The sequence below is a fragment of the Flavicella marina genome (assembly GCF_009193215.1).
Taxonomy (GTDB): Bacteria; Bacteroidota; Bacteroidia; order Flavobacteriales; family Flavobacteriaceae; genus Flavicella; species Flavicella marina.
This window is the reverse complement of sequence record NZ_VYVA01000003.1, coordinates 195,593-212,430: the sequence shown is the minus strand read 5'-3', so window position 1 is coordinate 212,430 and position 16,838 is coordinate 195,593. Positions and strand designations below refer to the sequence as shown.

16 protein-coding genes are annotated in these 16,838 nt (G+C 35.1%); all 16 read right to left on the bottom strand.

What is annotated here, in order from left to right; translation table 11 throughout:
- Nucleotides 1-50 precede the first annotated feature (50 nt).
- Nucleotides 51-962: a hypothetical protein gene (locus tag F6P99_RS07900; protein ID WP_152286929.1), complete on the bottom strand. Its 912-nt coding sequence runs from the start codon at nucleotides 960-962 to the stop codon at nucleotides 51-53.
- Nucleotides 963-966: 4 nt separating this feature from the next.
- Complete coding sequence (locus F6P99_RS07895; RefSeq protein WP_152286928.1) at nucleotides 967-1,629, bottom strand: acylneuraminate cytidylyltransferase family protein; 663 nt, start codon at nucleotides 1,627-1,629, stop codon at nucleotides 967-969.
- A gap of 51 nt (nucleotides 1,630-1,680) precedes the next feature.
- Entirely contained in the window at nucleotides 1,681-2,817 is a 1,137-nt protein-coding gene (gene gmd, locus F6P99_RS07890; protein WP_152286927.1) for a GDP-mannose 4,6-dehydratase, read from the bottom strand.
- 362 nt (nucleotides 2,818-3,179) lie between these two features.
- Nucleotides 3,180-4,127 carry a GDP-L-fucose synthase family protein gene (locus tag F6P99_RS07885; RefSeq protein WP_152286926.1) on the bottom strand — a complete coding sequence of 316 codons (948 nt, stop codon included), beginning with the start codon at nucleotides 4,125-4,127 and terminating at the stop codon, nucleotides 3,180-3,182.
- Nucleotides 4,128-4,246: 119 nt separating this feature from the next.
- The gene (locus F6P99_RS07880; protein WP_152286925.1) at nucleotides 4,247-5,518 is read right to left on the bottom strand and encodes a nucleotide sugar dehydrogenase; all 1,272 of its coding nucleotides are present in this window, start codon (nucleotides 5,516-5,518) and stop codon (nucleotides 4,247-4,249) included.
- Between the two features lie 301 nt (nucleotides 5,519-5,819).
- Nucleotides 5,820-6,812, bottom strand: a complete 993-nt coding sequence (locus F6P99_RS07875) for an SDR family oxidoreductase (RefSeq protein ID WP_152286924.1) — start codon at nucleotides 6,810-6,812, stop codon at nucleotides 5,820-5,822.
- Nucleotides 6,813-7,832: an NAD-dependent epimerase gene (locus F6P99_RS07870; RefSeq protein WP_152286923.1), complete on the bottom strand. Its 1,020-nt coding sequence runs from the start codon at nucleotides 7,830-7,832 to the stop codon at nucleotides 6,813-6,815. It abuts the gene before it with no gap.
- Nucleotides 7,833-9,158 (bottom strand): UDP-glucose dehydrogenase family protein, encoded by a 1,326-nt coding sequence (locus F6P99_RS07865; RefSeq protein WP_152286922.1) that lies wholly within the window; start codon nucleotides 9,156-9,158, stop codon nucleotides 7,833-7,835. It lies immediately after the preceding gene.
- A gap of 1 nt (nucleotide 9,159) precedes the next feature.
- Nucleotides 9,160-9,591 (bottom strand): adenylyltransferase/cytidyltransferase family protein, encoded by a 432-nt coding sequence (locus F6P99_RS07860; RefSeq protein ID WP_152286921.1) that lies wholly within the window; start codon nucleotides 9,589-9,591, stop codon nucleotides 9,160-9,162.
- A 58-nt stretch (nucleotides 9,592-9,649) separates the two neighbouring features.
- Nucleotides 9,650-10,759, bottom strand: a complete 1,110-nt coding sequence (gene wecB, locus F6P99_RS07855; protein WP_152286920.1) for a non-hydrolyzing UDP-N-acetylglucosamine 2-epimerase — start codon at nucleotides 10,757-10,759, stop codon at nucleotides 9,650-9,652.
- Complete coding sequence (locus F6P99_RS07850) at nucleotides 10,759-11,736, bottom strand: Gfo/Idh/MocA family protein (protein WP_152286919.1); 978 nt, start codon at nucleotides 11,734-11,736, stop codon at nucleotides 10,759-10,761. Before F6P99_RS07850 ends, wecB begins: the two co-directional genes overlap by 1 nt.
- A gap of 116 nt (nucleotides 11,737-11,852) precedes the next feature.
- Nucleotides 11,853-13,244, bottom strand: coding sequence for an undecaprenyl-phosphate glucose phosphotransferase (locus tag F6P99_RS07845; protein WP_152286918.1), 1,392 nt, complete (start codon nucleotides 13,242-13,244; stop codon nucleotides 11,853-11,855).
- A gap of 117 nt (nucleotides 13,245-13,361) precedes the next feature.
- Nucleotides 13,362-14,234, bottom strand: coding sequence for a glucose-1-phosphate thymidylyltransferase RfbA (rfbA, locus tag F6P99_RS07840; protein WP_152286917.1), 873 nt, complete (start codon nucleotides 14,232-14,234; stop codon nucleotides 13,362-13,364).
- Nucleotides 14,235-14,244: 10 nt separating this feature from the next.
- Nucleotides 14,245-15,297 carry a dTDP-glucose 4,6-dehydratase gene (gene rfbB, locus F6P99_RS07835; protein WP_152286916.1) on the bottom strand — a complete coding sequence of 351 codons (1,053 nt, stop codon included), beginning with the start codon at nucleotides 15,295-15,297 and terminating at the stop codon, nucleotides 14,245-14,247.
- Between the two features lie 22 nt (nucleotides 15,298-15,319).
- Nucleotides 15,320-16,189, bottom strand: a complete 870-nt coding sequence (gene rfbD / locus F6P99_RS07830) for a dTDP-4-dehydrorhamnose reductase (RefSeq protein WP_152286915.1) — start codon at nucleotides 16,187-16,189, stop codon at nucleotides 15,320-15,322.
- Nucleotides 16,190-16,768, bottom strand: a complete 579-nt coding sequence (gene rfbC, locus F6P99_RS07825) for a dTDP-4-dehydrorhamnose 3,5-epimerase (RefSeq protein WP_152286914.1) — start codon at nucleotides 16,766-16,768, stop codon at nucleotides 16,190-16,192. It abuts the gene before it with no gap.
- Nucleotides 16,769-16,838 lie beyond the last annotated feature (70 nt).

Here is a 16,838-nt window from a genome sequence, read left to right as displayed (position 1 = left end):
CACTTTCAATAACTATCTCAAATCAGATTAACTTGAATTAAACCTACATTCTAGTTTAACCTAATAACCTTTACATTAATTGTCTTACATAATTTCTGGAATGAGTATTCGTATGTTTTTCCGTAAATTTTATTCATTGTCCCATCTAAACAACAAACAACTTCTAAATCTGGTCGTTTAATAGCAGAATAAATAACTACTGTTGAAAGTGTACTTATAATTTTTTCTAAGCCTTGATAGTTATTTATAACATCTTCCGCAGTAATAAAAGTGTCTAAAGAATTAACTTTTCCCGATATATTTATTTCTTTATGTTTACTAGTAGAAATATAATCCATTTCACCAAAAACTTCAATTATTTTATTAATAGAAATACTTGAAGAAGGTATGATCAAATTACTAATGGATTCTTCAACGTTCAAATTCATTTTATTTACAACATCAATTATTGGTAATGTTGATTTTGAATAACAACTTTTTAAAGGGTATAATTGAAAAAAACACAAATCTGCTTTCGCGAAATACAAAACAGGAAACATGATAAACGATTTCAGTAAACCAAAAAAATTTCGAAATCTAGCACCCAGTATCGACTCAAATAAGGGATATGCATCAATAAACCCATCTGAGATTTGAATTCTTAAATATCTCCTCTTATTTAAAAATAAAAACGTCCAATAGAAAAGCTTATGGTGTCCTATGGGCAATGCAATATATTTAGAGTTTAAATTTTTAATTGTTTTGACAAACTCTGCTAAACTAATACTTGATAGATTTATCGAAAAAATATCAGTTTCATCTTTTACAATATCCCACTTCTTAATATCCTCTAAACTAATTCTATCTGAAGTCTCACTAAAAAACACAAATACTCTATTTATATCAAAAGCATTTATTATAGAATCAATCTCTATTCTATCAGTTTGTTTTTTAACGAAAACAACTAGATTCTCTTTAAACATAAATCTATATTTTAGCTATCCCTCGTTCTACTAACCAATTCGCATAATCAAAATCTTCTTCAACATTAAGATCAATCGCCTCTGCTTTAGCAACTTCAATGATCAAAGGAGTTGCTCCTATTCTTGAGTGATACCTAGTCAAAGTGTCTTTTTTTATACCATAAATAGCCGTTGTTTCTTCAACAACAGGAACCAAATCTTGACTTCGAGGCAACACTACAGGTTGATAATTTACTGGCTGGCTGTTCCACCAAAAAAATCCGTTATGCTTCAATGCTGTAAAAACTGAATCATGTGTACTCGTAGAAATAAGACTGTTAACACACTTTTTAATCGTATCAACTTTCATTAATGGAGCTGTGGCAAATAATTGAAAATAGTAATCATAATTTGGTTTTAAATACCTGTGATGAAGTAATAAATCATTTCCATTTGCAGAATTTAATGCCAATTCTTCTTTTCTAGGTATTACAGAAGCTCCATTTGAAATCGCATAATCTGATATCTCATCACTATTAGTATCTACAAAAACATCATCAAAGCAACCTGCCTCTAAAGCCTTATCAATAATAATTTCAAACAAGGGTTTTCCTCCTATTTTTCGAAAATTCTTACCTTTTACTCGTTCACTAAAAGCTTTAATAGGTATAAAACACGCAACTCTCATAATTCACATATTAAAATTGTTATAAAAAATCTTTCAACTACGTAATAATCGTTACTCCGCCTGTTTTAATATCTCGTGCCCTGCTTTTAGCAAATCCACATCCTTTTTCATCAAAGCTACATCCCCTTGCATCATATCTTGTACCAAGGCTTTTAAATCGTATTCCGGCACCCAACCCAATTTTTCTTTGGCTTTTGTAGGATCTCCTATTAACAAATCTACTTCAGTCGGACGGAAATAAGAAGGGTCAATAGACAAAACTTCTTTACCGATTTCTACTTGAAAATCTTTACTGTTACAAGCGGTTACAAATGCTTTTTCGTCCACACCGGTTCCTTTGAATTCTAGTTCAATCCCTACCTCTTGAAAAGCCATACGTACAAAATCACGAACTGTAGTAGTAACACCCGTAGCAATGACCCAGTCTTCTGGTTTATCTGCCTGTAAAATCATCCACATCATACGTACATAATCTTTGGCATGTCCCCAGTCACGTTTCGCTTCTAAGTTCCCTAGAAAAACTTTTTCTTGCAGTCCCATGGCGATTTTTGCAACAGCACGTGTAATTTTACGTGTCACGAAAGTTTCTCCTCTTCTCGGAGATTCATGATTGAATAGTATTCCGTTACACGCATACATATCGTATGCCTCACGGTAGTTTTTTGTAATCCAAAAACCGTATATTTTTGCTACACCATAAGGTGAACGCGGGTAGAAAGGAGAATTTTCATCATAAAAACCTCTTTCGTTTTTATTCTCTGGCATACCACCATACAATTCAGAAGTAGAAGCCTGATAAATTCTTGTTTTCTTTTCCAAACCTAAAATACGAACTGCTTCTAAAATTCTCAACGTTCCCAAACCATCTACATTTCCAACATATTCAGGAGAATCAAAAGACACTTTTACATGTGACATGGCTCCTAAATTGTAAATTTCATCCGGTTGTGATTCTTGGATGATACGTGTTAGGTTCATTGAATCAGTTAGATCTCCATAATGCAATTTCAGTCTTTGATCTGGATCGTGAGGATCTTGGTACAAATGATCGATTCTATCCGTATTGAATAATGAAGATCTTCTTTTGATACCATGTACCATGTATCCTTTTTCTAACAACAATTCTGCTAAATAAGAACCATCTTGCCCCGTGATACCCGTTATTAATGCAACTTTACGTTTTTCCATTTTCTTTTATTATTACTTTAGACTTCGACTTGTAGTTGGTTTTACCCCCTACTGCTCAGTATTCATTTATTATACCGTCGTACACTGAGCTTGTCGAAGTGTACTTATTTCTATTCTCGATGGCCTCACTCTTAGTTCGTGCAACTTCCTATTGCTCAGCCTATATTAATTCCCCTTACACTTCGACAAGCTCAGTGTACATTATATTCTATCTTTTTATCTTTCGACAGGCAGTTCGACAAACAGTTCGACAAACTCACTGTCCACTCAGTGTACGTTTCCTATCTTATTTTCATGTACACTTCGACAGGCTCAGTGTACGTATCTATTCTACTTTTTCGACCCGCTCAGCCTTAGATAATTTATAGCTTCACTTCTTTAAACACCTCTTGATTTTCTATAAACCAATTGTATGTTTTTTGGATTCCTTCTTCCAAGGCTATTTGGTGTTTCCAACCTAAGTCATGCATTTTAGAAATATCCATCAATTTTCTTGGTGTACCATCTGGCTTAGAACTGTCCCATACAATCTCACCTGTATGCCCAACGATTCGTTGAATCGTTTCTGCTAGTTCTTTGATGGTTACATCCGTACCTGTACCTACATTATACAAATAATCTGGCAACACATTTTCTAAGGCAAAAACAACAGATTTTGCCATATCATCTACAAATAAAAACTCACGCATTGGTGTACCACTACCCCATAGTTCGACAGGCGCATTGTTCAGTTTGGCTTCGTGAAATTTTCGAATCATAGCAGGTAAAACGTGTGATGTTTTCAAATCAAAATTATCATGTGTACCATATAAATTGGTAGGCATCAACGAAACATAATCTTTACCAAACTGCTTGCGAATAGCTTCACAGGCTTTTACTCCGCTTATTTTCGCCAAGGCATACCATTCGTTTGTCGGCTCTAATGAATCGGTTAACAGGTATTCTTCTTTTAACGGCTGTGGTGCAAATTTCGGATAGATACAAGAACTTCCTAAGAAAATGAATTTCTCGACATCTATTGCCAAAGCACTATCGATTAGGTTATTTTGAATCTGCATGTTTTCCATCAAAAACTGGTAAGGGTAATTGTTATTTGCCAATATCCCACCAACTCTTGCTGCAGCATCAATTACAACATCTGGATTTTCTAGTTCAAAAAAGTTTTTTACCGCTGTTGCATCTCGTAAATCTAACTCTTTACTTGTTTTCTTTACAATATTCGTATACCCTTTGGTTTCGAGTACACGACAAATTGCACTTCCGACCATTCCTCTATGCCCGGCTACATAAATTTTTTTATTCTTATTCATAATTCAACATATCCTTCTAATTCTTAGAATCTTGTATTTCTGTAGGGGCAAATTTTCGGCTAAAATAGGCTTTTTCAACGAATATTTACTTCCCAAATCATTTAAACTTCACTAGCCTATTATAGCCTTCTATCTACTCCTGTTTGTAAAACTCCTTTAACATCGTAAACTATACTATTTTCAACTCTCAAAGCATTCAAATCTACGGTTAAGAATTCTGAATGCCCGACTGAGAGTACAATCGCATCAAACGTATCTTGAGGCACAACTTGTAAAGAGTCAATACCGTATTCTCTTTTCACCTCAGTTGGATTTGCCCATGGATCATACACGGTAACCTCAGTTGAGTATTCTTTCAAACCTGAAATAACATCAACCACTTTGGTGTTTCTAACATCCGGACAATTCTCCTTAAACGTAATTCCCAAAACTAAAATCTTGGCTCCATTTATTTTGATGTTTTTAGCTATCATCGTTTTGATTACCTCAGAGGCAACATACTCTCCCATACTATCATTCATGCGCCTACCTGCCAAGATAATTTCTGGATGATACCCAAATTCTTGTGCTTTTTGCGCTAAATAATAAGGATCTACACCAATACAGTGCCCACCTACCAAACCAGGCTTAAAGGGTAAAAAATTCCATTTAGTACCTGCAGCTTCCAACACATCACTGGTATTGATTTCCATTAAATTAAATATTTTCGCCAATTCGTTTACGAAAGCGATATTGATATCTCTTTGGGAATTCTCTATTACTTTTGCCGCTTCAGCCACTTTTATGGTCGGTGCCATATGCGTACCTGCAGTAATCACTGATCTATACAAGTCATCTATTTTCTTACCTATTTCAGGTGTTGAACCCGAAGTGACTTTAAGAATTTTCTCAACAGTATGTTCTTTATCTCCGGGATTGATCCTCTCTGGAGAATAGCCTGCAAAAAAATCTTCATTGAATTTCAAGCCAGATACTCGCTCTAAAACGGGTATACATTCTTCTTCTGTAGCACCTGGATAAACCGTTGACTCGTACACTACGATATCTTCTTTTTTCAATACTACCCCAACCGTTTCACTTGCTTTGATCAAAGGAGTCAACACAGGTCTATTATTTTTATCTACTGGGGTAGGTACCGTCACGATAAACACATTACATTCTTTTATAGCCTCTAATTGATTCGAACAATACAATCCGTATTCACTAGAATCTTCATTTTTTAAAACCGCTTGTAAAGTGGCATCATCTACTTCAAGTGTAGAATCGTTCCCAGACATCAATTCGGCAACTCGATCTTCATTGATATCAAAACCCACTACCGGATATTTAGTCGCAAACAGCCTTGCTAATGGCAACCCTACATATCCTAAACCAATGATTCCTATTTTCATTTTTTTCTTATTTCTCTTTGATGCCAAAACACCTTTTTATTATTTACTTACACTTCGACAAGCTCAGTGTGCGGAGGCTTCGAAAAGCAGTTCGACAAATTCACTTTCCATTCAGTGTACAAAAACTTCAACAAACTCACTATCCACTCAGAGTATGTGAACTATTATATTTTCCTGTACACTGAACCTGTCGAAGTGTACTTAAACTTGTATATTCTTGAGACTTCGACAAGCTCAGTTTTCCAATAAGGTGTAAACCTCAGAGTTTTTAATATAAAAGCTAGATTTCTATCACCATTTTTTATTTCAAATTTTCCCAATACCACTTTACAGCCACTTTTAACCCATCTTGTAAAGAAAATTTCGGATTGTAATTCAATAGCCTTTTGGCTTTGTCAATACTCGCCAACGAATGTGGAATATCACCAATTCTATTAGGTCCATGTTTGATCTCAACTGTTTTTATTTTTGAATCGTATACCCCTAAATTCACTTTCAACGAATTCACTAAATCATTTAAAGTGGCTCTTTCACCAAACGCAGTATTGTACACTTGATTCACAGCATTTTCATTTTCAGTAGTCAACGCCAATAAATTCATCTGAATTACATTGTCTATATACGTAAAATCTCTAGAATATTCACCATCTCCATTTATTACTGGTGACTCATGTTTGATCAATTGCCCCACAAATTTTGGGATCACAGCTGCATAAGCACCGTTAGGATCTTGTTTTCTACCGAACACATTGAAATATCTTAGTCCAATAGTTTCAAAACCATAGGTTCTAAAAAACACATCGGCATACAATTCATTTACATATTTTGTGATTGCATAAGGAGATAAAGGCTTCCCTATCACTTCTTCAACTTTTGGCAATGATTTGGAATCACCATAAGTAGAAGAACTGGCTGCATACACAAAACGCTTCACTCCTGCATCTCTAGAAGCTATCAACATATTTAAAAAACCTCCAACATTCACATCATTCGTAGTTATAGGATCTTTGATAGATCGAGGAACCGAACCCAATGCGGCTTGATGCAACACAAAATCTGCACCTTTTAAAGCCTTTTTACAATCTTCTATGTTTCGAATATCTCCTTCTATCAATAAAAAATCAGTGTTAGTTTCAAAAGATAGCAGATTTTCTCTTTTCCCAGTGGAAAAATTATCCAAACAGACAACTTTATTCTTTTTAGACAACAACACCTCTATTAGGTTTGAACCGATAAACCCAGCTCCGCCTGTTACAACAACCCTTTTATTTGATAACTCGATTTCAGAAAACATTTATTTTGTGTAATAATCTTTATACCAAGTTACAAAATTTGCAACTCCTTCTTTTATTGACGTTTTGGAAGAATACCCCAGCTTCTCTAATTCAGAGACATCAGCCCAAGTTTGCGATACATCACCTGCTTGCATCGGTAAAAATTCTTTCATTGCTTCTTTACCAAAACTAGTCTCAATCGCTTCGATAAAAGAACTCAATGACTGTGGTTTTCCGTTTCCTATATTTGATATTCTATAAGCAGCTTTCTCCTTAATTTTATTCGGAGGGTTATCCATTAACAATTCAACACCCTTGACAATATCATCGATATAAGTGAAATCTCGGCTCATATTTCCATTGTTAAAGACCTTGATAGGCTTGTTGTTTGAAATAGCATCAACAAATAAATAAATTGCCATATCAGGCCTACCCCAAGGGCCATAAACTGTAAAGAAACGTAATCCTGTTGTTGGTATTCCAAACAAATGACTGTAGGTATGTGCCATCAATTCGTTGCTTTTTTTTGTCGCAGCATACAAACTTATTGGATGATCTACATTATCATCAACTTGAAAAGGCACTTTTTTATTTTCTCCATACACACTAGAGCTACTAGCATATAATAAATGCTTGATTTTGAACTGACGACAACATTCCAGCACATTCATATAACCCAAAATATTACTATCAATATAGGCATTCGGGTTCTCAATACTATATCGCACCCCGGCTTGAGCCGCTAAATTTACAACTACATCAAATGAATGCTCTTTAAAAAGTTCAGGCAGTGCCTGTCCATCTTCTAAATTCATTCGAATAAATCGAAAATTCTCATCTAATACACTATCACAGGTATGCAAAAAATCGAAAGCTTGTGATCTTTCAACTCCAAGCTGAGTTAACCTTTCGTATTTTAATTCGACATCGTAATAATCGTTGATATTATCTAAGCCAACTACCTTATGACCTTTTCTCAACAATGATTTCGTCAAATGAAAACCGATAAAACCAGCTGCACCTGTAACTAATATTTTCATCTACTTTTTACCTATTTGATAATATTCAAAACCTTTGGTCTTCAAATCAAAAACATTGTATTGATTTCTACCATCGAAAATAATAGGTGCATTTAGTTGACTTTTGATTTCTTCAAAATCAGGAGAACGAAACTCTTTCCATTCCGTTAATAAAATTAACGCATCAGCATTCTTCAACACATCATATTTAGTAGAAACATAACTTATGTTTTCAATACCTTTCAAATAACATTCTTGCGCTTCTTCTATCGCTTTCGGATCGTAGGCTTGAATTTTGGCACCACGTTTCACCAATTCTTTAACAATATAAATCGCAGGTGCTTCACGCATATCGTCTGTACCAGGTTTGAAAGCCAATCCCCATAAGCCAAATGTTTTACCTGACAAATCTTCTCCAAAACGATCAATTATCTTATTCGCAATGACCAATTTTTGTGCATTATTGACTTTTTCAACTGAAGCAATCAATTGCGCTTCATGACCATGCTCTTCAGCGATTTTCTTTAATGCTTTTACATCTTTCGGAAAACAAGATCCTCCATAACCTGCACCTGGGTAAATAAAACTATACCCGATACGAGCATCAGAACCTATCCCGATTCGAACTTGATTGGCATCGGCACCCACTTTTTCACAGATATTTGCTATTTCATTCATAAATGAAATTTTCGTTGCCAGCATCGCATTCGCAGCATATTTTGTCATTTCTGCAGAGCGAATATCCATTCCAATAAATCGATCTCTCGACATGCAGAATGGATGGTACAATTCTTTCATTATTTTTAAGGCATACTCACTATCTGAACCAATCACAACACGATCAGGTTTCATAAAATCTGCAATAGCAGCCCCCTCTTTCAAAAACTCTGGATTCGACACAACATCGAAATCTATGGTAACTCCTCTTGCATCCAATTCAGTTTGAATTGTTGCTTTTACCTTGTCTGCAGTTCCGATTGGCACCGTAGATTTATCAACTACGACCAATCTTTTTTGCATGGTCTGACCTATAGATTTTGCAACCGCTAAAACGTATTGTAAATCTGCAGAACCATCATCTCCCATCGGAGTACCCACAGCAATAAACACTATTGCAGTGTTTTTTATGGCATCCGATAAACTCGTTGTAAACTGAAGGTTTCCATTCGCCACATTTTTCAAAACCATCGGTTCTAACCCTGGCTCGTATATAGGAAGCATTCCTTTTTCTAATTTTTCAATTTTTTTCTGATCTATATCTACACAGGTCACTCGATTTCCCATTTCTGAAAAACAGGTTCCTGAAACCAAGCCAACATAACCAGAGCCTACAACAGTAATATTCATATTATTTATTTATCTCTTTCAATTTTTCTTTGTCATGCACTTCTTTACGTAAACCACTGCTTGAAAAACGGTGTTCTCTTTTATTAAAATACAATTGAATGCCTTTTTCTTCGCAGTACTCTCTACCTGTAAATTTTTTGTTCGCATATTCTTCACCGATGATACGCACATCAATTTTAAAAGCACGTAGTACATCTTCTAAATCTTGTTCTGTCGCATAAGGAACAATTTCATCAACAAATTTGCAGCCTTTCAACTGAATATAACGCTCCACTACAGATTGTACCGGTTTGTTTTTTTCTGGTCGATCTAAGGTTGGATCAGTTTGAATACCACAAATTAGGTAATCGCATTGTCTTTTTGCATCTTCTAACATTGTTATATGACCCGCATGCAACAAGTCAAATGCACTAAAAGTTATTCCAATTTTCATATTTTGAACAAGTTAAGTTTTAGGATTGCAAAAATACATTATTTTATTTTAGCATATGTTAATACAACGTTCTCTTCTCTTGAAATTGCTCAGATATAATGTTTACGATTCTCTCTGATGTTTTACCATCCCACAATTCTGGAACCGTTCCTTTTTTCCAATTTCCAGCAAACAACTTCTGAAAGGTGGGTTGAATGTTTTCAGGGGCCGTTCCGATGAGCTCATTCGTCCCTAAGGTAATTGTTTCTGGCCTTTCTGTATTGTCTCTCAAAGTGATACAAGGAATACCCATCATGGTAGTCTCTTCTGTGATTCCACCAGAATCTGTAACCACCGCAAACGAATTCTCAACCAAATAATTGAACTCGAGATAACTCAATGGAGGAATCATAATTAAATGCTCTGGAAAGTCCCCAAGTTTGTCTAACTGTTTTTTAGTCCGAGGATGTACAGGAAAAACAATCGGCAATCCATTGCTGTTAGTCGCTATTTCTTCAAGAATATTTTTGATATTGTTCTCTTCATCAACATTCGCAGGTCGGTGCAAAGTCAATACCATATATTTTTTTTGCTCTAATTTTTTTTGCGCAAACACTTCTGGTTGTAAAAACCTTTTTTTATTTTGTAGCAAGGTATCAACCATGACATTCCCAACAAAAAAAACTTTTTCATTAGCAACTCCTTCTTTCATCAAGTTTTCAGAAGCCAATGGAGTGGTTGTAAAAAAATAGTCGGCAATCCTATCCGTAATTACTCTATTGATTTCTTCAGGCATCGACCAATCATAAGAACGAATTCCTGCTTCAACATGCGCCACCTTAATTTGCAACTTTTTAGCAACTATAGTACACGCCATCGTAGAATTCACATCGCCTACTACCAAAACTAAATCTGTAGGATGCTCTAGCAATTCTTTTTCAAATGCAATCAATATGGAGGCTACTTGTTCTGATTGTGTCGCGCCTGTACAACCTAAATTCACATCTGGATTCGGAATATTCAATTGTTCAAAAAAAGAGGCACTCATTTTTGCATCATAATGTTGTCCTGTATGAACCAAACGATACATGATATCTTTTCCTGTTAATTTTTCTGCTTCAATTGCCGCAATGATAGGGGCTATTTTTACAAAATTCGGTCTTGCTCCTGCAACAATTGTTAATTTCATTAGACTCTCTTAAAAGGATGTTTTGTCTTTGGCAACTTGGCAAAAGGATGAAATTTACCATCTTCTAATACACTCAATTCAGCATTTCTAATAGTTTGTACAATATCAATTGACTGACGTGCATCTTCTAAACCGAATCCATTACCATTTAAAATATCTTGATAGCTTGTAGTGTGTAGTTCTGTAAAACCTCCACTGAACTCAATCTCTCGTCCTTCTACCGTAATTGAACGGTACGTTCTTTGTCCTTTCTCTTTAATTTCTTCAGGGAGCGCATCGTAGTCGATTGACAAAAACCATTTGACTCTTGCCTGTTCAAACTCTAAATACCCTGCAGCTCTATCATGTGTATGTACATGTACCTTGTTCGTTTTTACCTTACCAAAAACCCATGATAACATATCGTAAAAATGGACTCCGATGTTTGAAGCGATTCCACCAGATTTTTCCACATCTCCTTTCCAAGAAGTGAAATACCAGTTTCCACGTGACGTTAGATAAGTTAAATCTACATCATAGATTTTGTCTTTTGGACCTGAAGCTATCTTTTGTTTGAGATCAATGATACTCTGGTGCAAACGTAGTTGCAAAATGGTATACACCTTTTTTCCTGTTTCTTTTTCAATAGCTAACAAAGCATCTAAATTCCAAGGATTTAACACCAATGGTTTTTCACAAATGGCATTTGCCCCTGCTCGAAGCGCCATTCTGATATGTGCATCATGTAAATAATTCGGTGTACAAATACTTACATAATCAAGCTGTTTGTTATGCTCTCTCTTCTGCTTTTCTATATGGCGATCAAAACGCTCAAATTCCACGAAAAAAGAGGTGTTTGGGAAATAACTATCTAATATTCCAACACTATCGTTTTTATCTAATGCAGCCATCAAGTCTCCACCAACATCTTGAATAGCTTTTAGATGTCTAGGTGCTATATAACCTGCCGCACCCATCAGCGCAAAATTCTTACTCATATCCTAAAAATTAGAGAAATTTGTATTCTTCTTTAGGTTGTTAAAAGTACATTTTTTACACCAAAAAGAACAAAAAAACTCAATAAGATTTTCATTAAAAAAAGCTCCAAAGCTACTTAAAAAGCATTTTTATCCTTTTTATAAAACATGTGCAGCATTGTTGTGAATACAATCTTTACATCTAGCAAAAAGCTCCAATTTTCTATATACCAAATATCTGCTTTAGCTCTATCTTCCATATCTTTTACAGTTTTCGTTTCTCCTCGAAAACCATTGATTTGGGCCCAACCTGTCACTCCAGGCTTTGCAAAATGACGTACCATAAACTTATCTACCAAAAGTCGGTATTCATCTGTATGCTTCAACATATGAGGCCTAGGACCAACGAGCGACATCTGATTCAATAAAACATTAAATATCTGAGGTAATTCATCAATGCTAGTTTTACGCATAAATTGACCGAAAGGAGTAACTCTAGCATCGTTACGAGTCGCTTGTACATCGTCTGATTTTTCATTTACCACCATCGACCTAAACTTGAAACACTTAAAAGACTTTCCTTCTTTACCTGTTCGTTCTTGCACAAAAAACACAGGACCTTTACTTGTTGACTTAATGATTAATGCTAGGATAGGAAACAACCAAGAAAAAACAAAAAGAATACTTGCAACAGCAAAAACAACATCGAAAGCGCGTTTAAAAATTCTATTAGTCAAACTCTGCAAAGGCTCTCTTCTCATTTGAAGTATTGGCACATTCTCGGTATATTCTATAGAAAAGCTTTGGAATAAATATTCTGAAAATTCTGGAATAATTTTAACGCGGATCATGTTATTATCTGCATATTCTAACAACTCATTGATCAGCTCACGATCTTCGTGATCTATAGAAATCATAACTTCATCAATATAATTTGCCTCTAAATAGGGGAAAATTTGCGTTAAGTTTCCAAGATAATAAGCTTCTATAGCTTTCTCTTTGGGAACGTTGGTGAATAAACCCTCTATTTTATATCCATAGTTTGGATTTAGATACACACCATCAATCAAGCTTCTGACATTCGCATTATAACCTACCAGTAATATTTTTCGATAATTATACCCACTTCTTCGGTACCTCTTCAAAAAGAAAATCGAAATAATTCTCCAAACCAAAACAAACACCAAGAATGTTATGATCGTTGCTCCAAAAAAGGTTCTAGAATATTTATAGTCTGTAATAAAGAATATCAAACCGCCACTTAAAAAAGTATAGATTACTACTGCCAGAACATTTTTCGATAGAATTTTATGAATAAATAAAATTCTCGGCAACTCGTATAACTCCATTTTCACGGCTATAATTATCCAGAGAAGTATACAACCTACTCCGGCTATCCTGTAAAAATTTTTCTCAGGAACCACACCTTCAAAAACATACTGTTTCGCAACCACAAAAGCCAAAATCATCAAAAGCGTATCTACAGTTGCAGATAATATCGGTACATATTTAGATTTTCCTTGTAGCATATTTGATTTTTAACAGAAAAATTACTGCAAATGAGCAATATTCATGCGTTCTGACAAAAGTAAAAAAAAAAGACACAAAAAATAATTTTGTGTCTTTTATTCTGTTTGTTGTGATGGTTATTTTAGCAATCTAAGCAAATACTTTCCATAATGATTTTTTTCGAGTGATACACCTATCTTATTCAATGTTTCATCAGAAATCCATCCTTTACGCCAAGCAATTTCTTCTAAACAAGAAACCATCAACCCTTGTCTGTTTTGAATAGTTTCAATATAGTTTGAAGCTTCTAATAGTGACTGATGCGTACCGGTATCTAACCACGAAAAACCTCTACCCAACAAACTCATTTTTAATTCTTCTTGATCTAGATAGGTTTGATTTACAGAAGTTATTTCTAACTCACCTCTTGCACTTGGCTTGGTGTTTTTTGCTATCTCAACCACAGAGTTTGGATAAAAATAAAGTCCTACTACTGCGTAATCTGACTTTGGATTTTCAGGTTTCTCTTCAATACTGACTACATTGCCGTCAGTATCAAACTCTGCCACGCCATATCGTTCTGCATCCGTTACATAATAACCAAAAATACAAGCTTTTTTTTCTGTTTCTACAGTTGCAACTGCATCTCCTAACTGAGCAGAAAAACCTTGACCATAAAAAATATTATCTCCTAACACCAAACAAACATCATCATCACCAATAAATTCTTCACCAATAATGAATGCCTGCGCCAATCCATCTGGTGAAGGCTGTACCTTGTAAGACAATTGAATGCCCCATTGAGAGCCATCTCCTAATAAATTTTCAAACAAGGGTGTATCTTGAGGTGTTGAAATGATTAAAATATCCTTGATACCAGCCAACATTAATGTACTGATAGGATAATAAATCATTGGCTTATCAAAAATCGGCAATAGCTGTTTTGATATTCCCTTTGTAATTGGATACAAACGTGTACCCGAACCACCTGCTAATACAATTCCTTTCATTCTAATTTATTTAGCGTTGTTCGTATTGTTTTTCGTAATATTCTTGGTAATCACCACTGATGATATTTTCTAACCAAGCTTCATTTTCTAAATACCAATCGATCGTTTTTTCTAGACCCTCTTCAAACTGCAAACTTGGCACCCAATCCAATTCGTTTTGCAGTTTTGTAGCATCAATAGCATAGCGTAAATCGTGCCCAGCTCTATCTTTCACATAAGTGATTAACTTCTCTGATGTTCCTGTCTTTCGGTTCAACTTTTCATCTAGAATTTTACACATCACTTTTATCAAGTCAATGTTTGTCCATTCATTATGACCTCCAATATTATAAGTACTCCCAAGAGCTCCTTTATGAAAGATTTCATCAATTGCTCTTGCATGGTCTTCTACCCACAACCAATCACGAATATTTTCTCCTTTACCATAAACAGGCAAGGGTAAATTCTTTTTGATATTATTGATAAACAGTGGAATTAGTTTTTCTGGAAATTGATACGAGCCGTAATTGTTTGAACAATTCGAAATCAACGTAGGCAATCCGTAGGTATCAAAATAAGCACGCACAAAATGATCAGAACTTGCTTTTGAAGCAGAATATGGACTGTGCGGATCGTATTTTGTTTCTTCTGTAAACATTCCTTCTTCTCCTAGCGAGCCATATACTTCGTCTGTAGAAACATGATAGAATAATTTATTCTCAAAATTATCTGCCCATATTTTCTTTGCTGCATTTAATAAGTTCACCGTACCAATTACATTGGTCAATACAAATTCGGTAGGATTGCTAATAGAACGATCTACATGTGATTCAGCGGCTAAATGAATGACACCATCAAATTGATATTTATCAAAAACCTGAAACATTTCTTCTGCGTTAACGATATCTGCTTTTACAAATTCGTAATTCGCAGCACCTTCCAAATCTTTAAGATTTGCTAAATTACCTGCATAAGTCAATGCATCAATATTAACGATTTTATAATCTGGATATTTATTTACAAATAATCTTACTACATGAGACCCAATAAAACCGGCACCTCCTGTGATTGCAATTGTTTTCATTTCTTCTTCTATTATTGCGAACCTATTGTTCGTTTTGGATTGCTAAAATACATTTTTTCAAACTCTCTTTCCAATGTGGAATATCTAGCTTAAAATCGCTTTTTATTTTCGCCTTATTCAACACGCTATACGCTGGTCTTGGAGCGGGAGTAGGATACTCTTTTGTTTCTATTGGATACACCTTACAATCAATTTCTGACAATTGCATAATCTCAACAGCAAAGTCATACCAAGAAGCTACACCTTCATTCGAATAATGATAAATCCCTCTCTGCTCGGAACCCGTTTTTTTCGTTGCAACAATTTGCAATATTGCATTGGCTAAATCACCTGCCCAAGTTGGAGTACCTACTTGATCAAAAATTACATTTAATGCATCTCGATCTCTACCCAAACGCTGCATGGTTTTTACAAAATTTGCTCCATATGCGCTATACAACCAAGCCGTTCTAACAATAATACTATTAGGACAAATAGCCAATACTTCATTCTCACCTGCAAGTTTTGTACTTCCGTAAACACTCAATGGGTTTGCAACGTCTTCTTCTTTATAAGGTAGGTGATGAACACCATTAAAAACAAAATCTGTCGATGTATGAATCAATTGTATTTTTTTATTTGCTGCTACAATGGCTAAATTTTTTGCACCAGTAACATTTACAGCATAACAAAGATCTTTATTGGTCTCCGCCAAATCAACCGCGGTATATGCCGCGCAATTGATAATAGTTTCAATGCTATTCGCAGCAACAAACTCTTCCACTTTTGAGAGATCTTTAATATCTAACTCAGCGGTATCGGTAAAATAAAAGTTCCACGTTTTATAAAGATTACTTCTCTCTCTAAGTTCATTTCCCAACTGCCCACTAGCTCCGGTTACTAATATATTCATTTAATACACTTTTTCTTGTTTAAACGCTTCAAAAGTAAAGGTAGTGATTTCTTCCAGAGCTGCTTGACTTTTATCTTTCTCTGACAATCGAACTGCATCGGAAGGGAGTTTCCAATCGATATTCAATTTCGGATCATCCCAACTAATTCCACCATCGTGCGTTGGACTGTAATAATTATCACATTTGTAGGCAAACTGAGCTGTTTCACTCAACACAGAAAAACCATGTGCAAATCCTTGTGGCACCCATAATTGCTTCTTGTTCTCACCTGTTAGCAAAACCGCTACATGCTCACCATAAGTAGGTGAACCTATTCTAATATCTACTGCTACATCTAACACCTCACCTTGCATTACTCGAACCAATTTGCTTTGTGTAAAAGGAGGTCTTTGAAAGTGCAACCCTCGTAAAACTCCATACTCTGAAAAAGACTCATTATCTTGTACAAAGTTTACATCACCAATGTGTTTTTTTATTTCGTCTAAACGAAACGTTTCCATAAAATAGCCTCTATCATCACCGAATACTTTTGGTTCAAATACCAGCACATCTGGAATTTTTGTTTTTGTTACTTTCATTAATTATTCATTTGAGCTTACATTTGAGCTTACAAAAGTACCAAAATATATAGGTAATCTATTGGTTTGA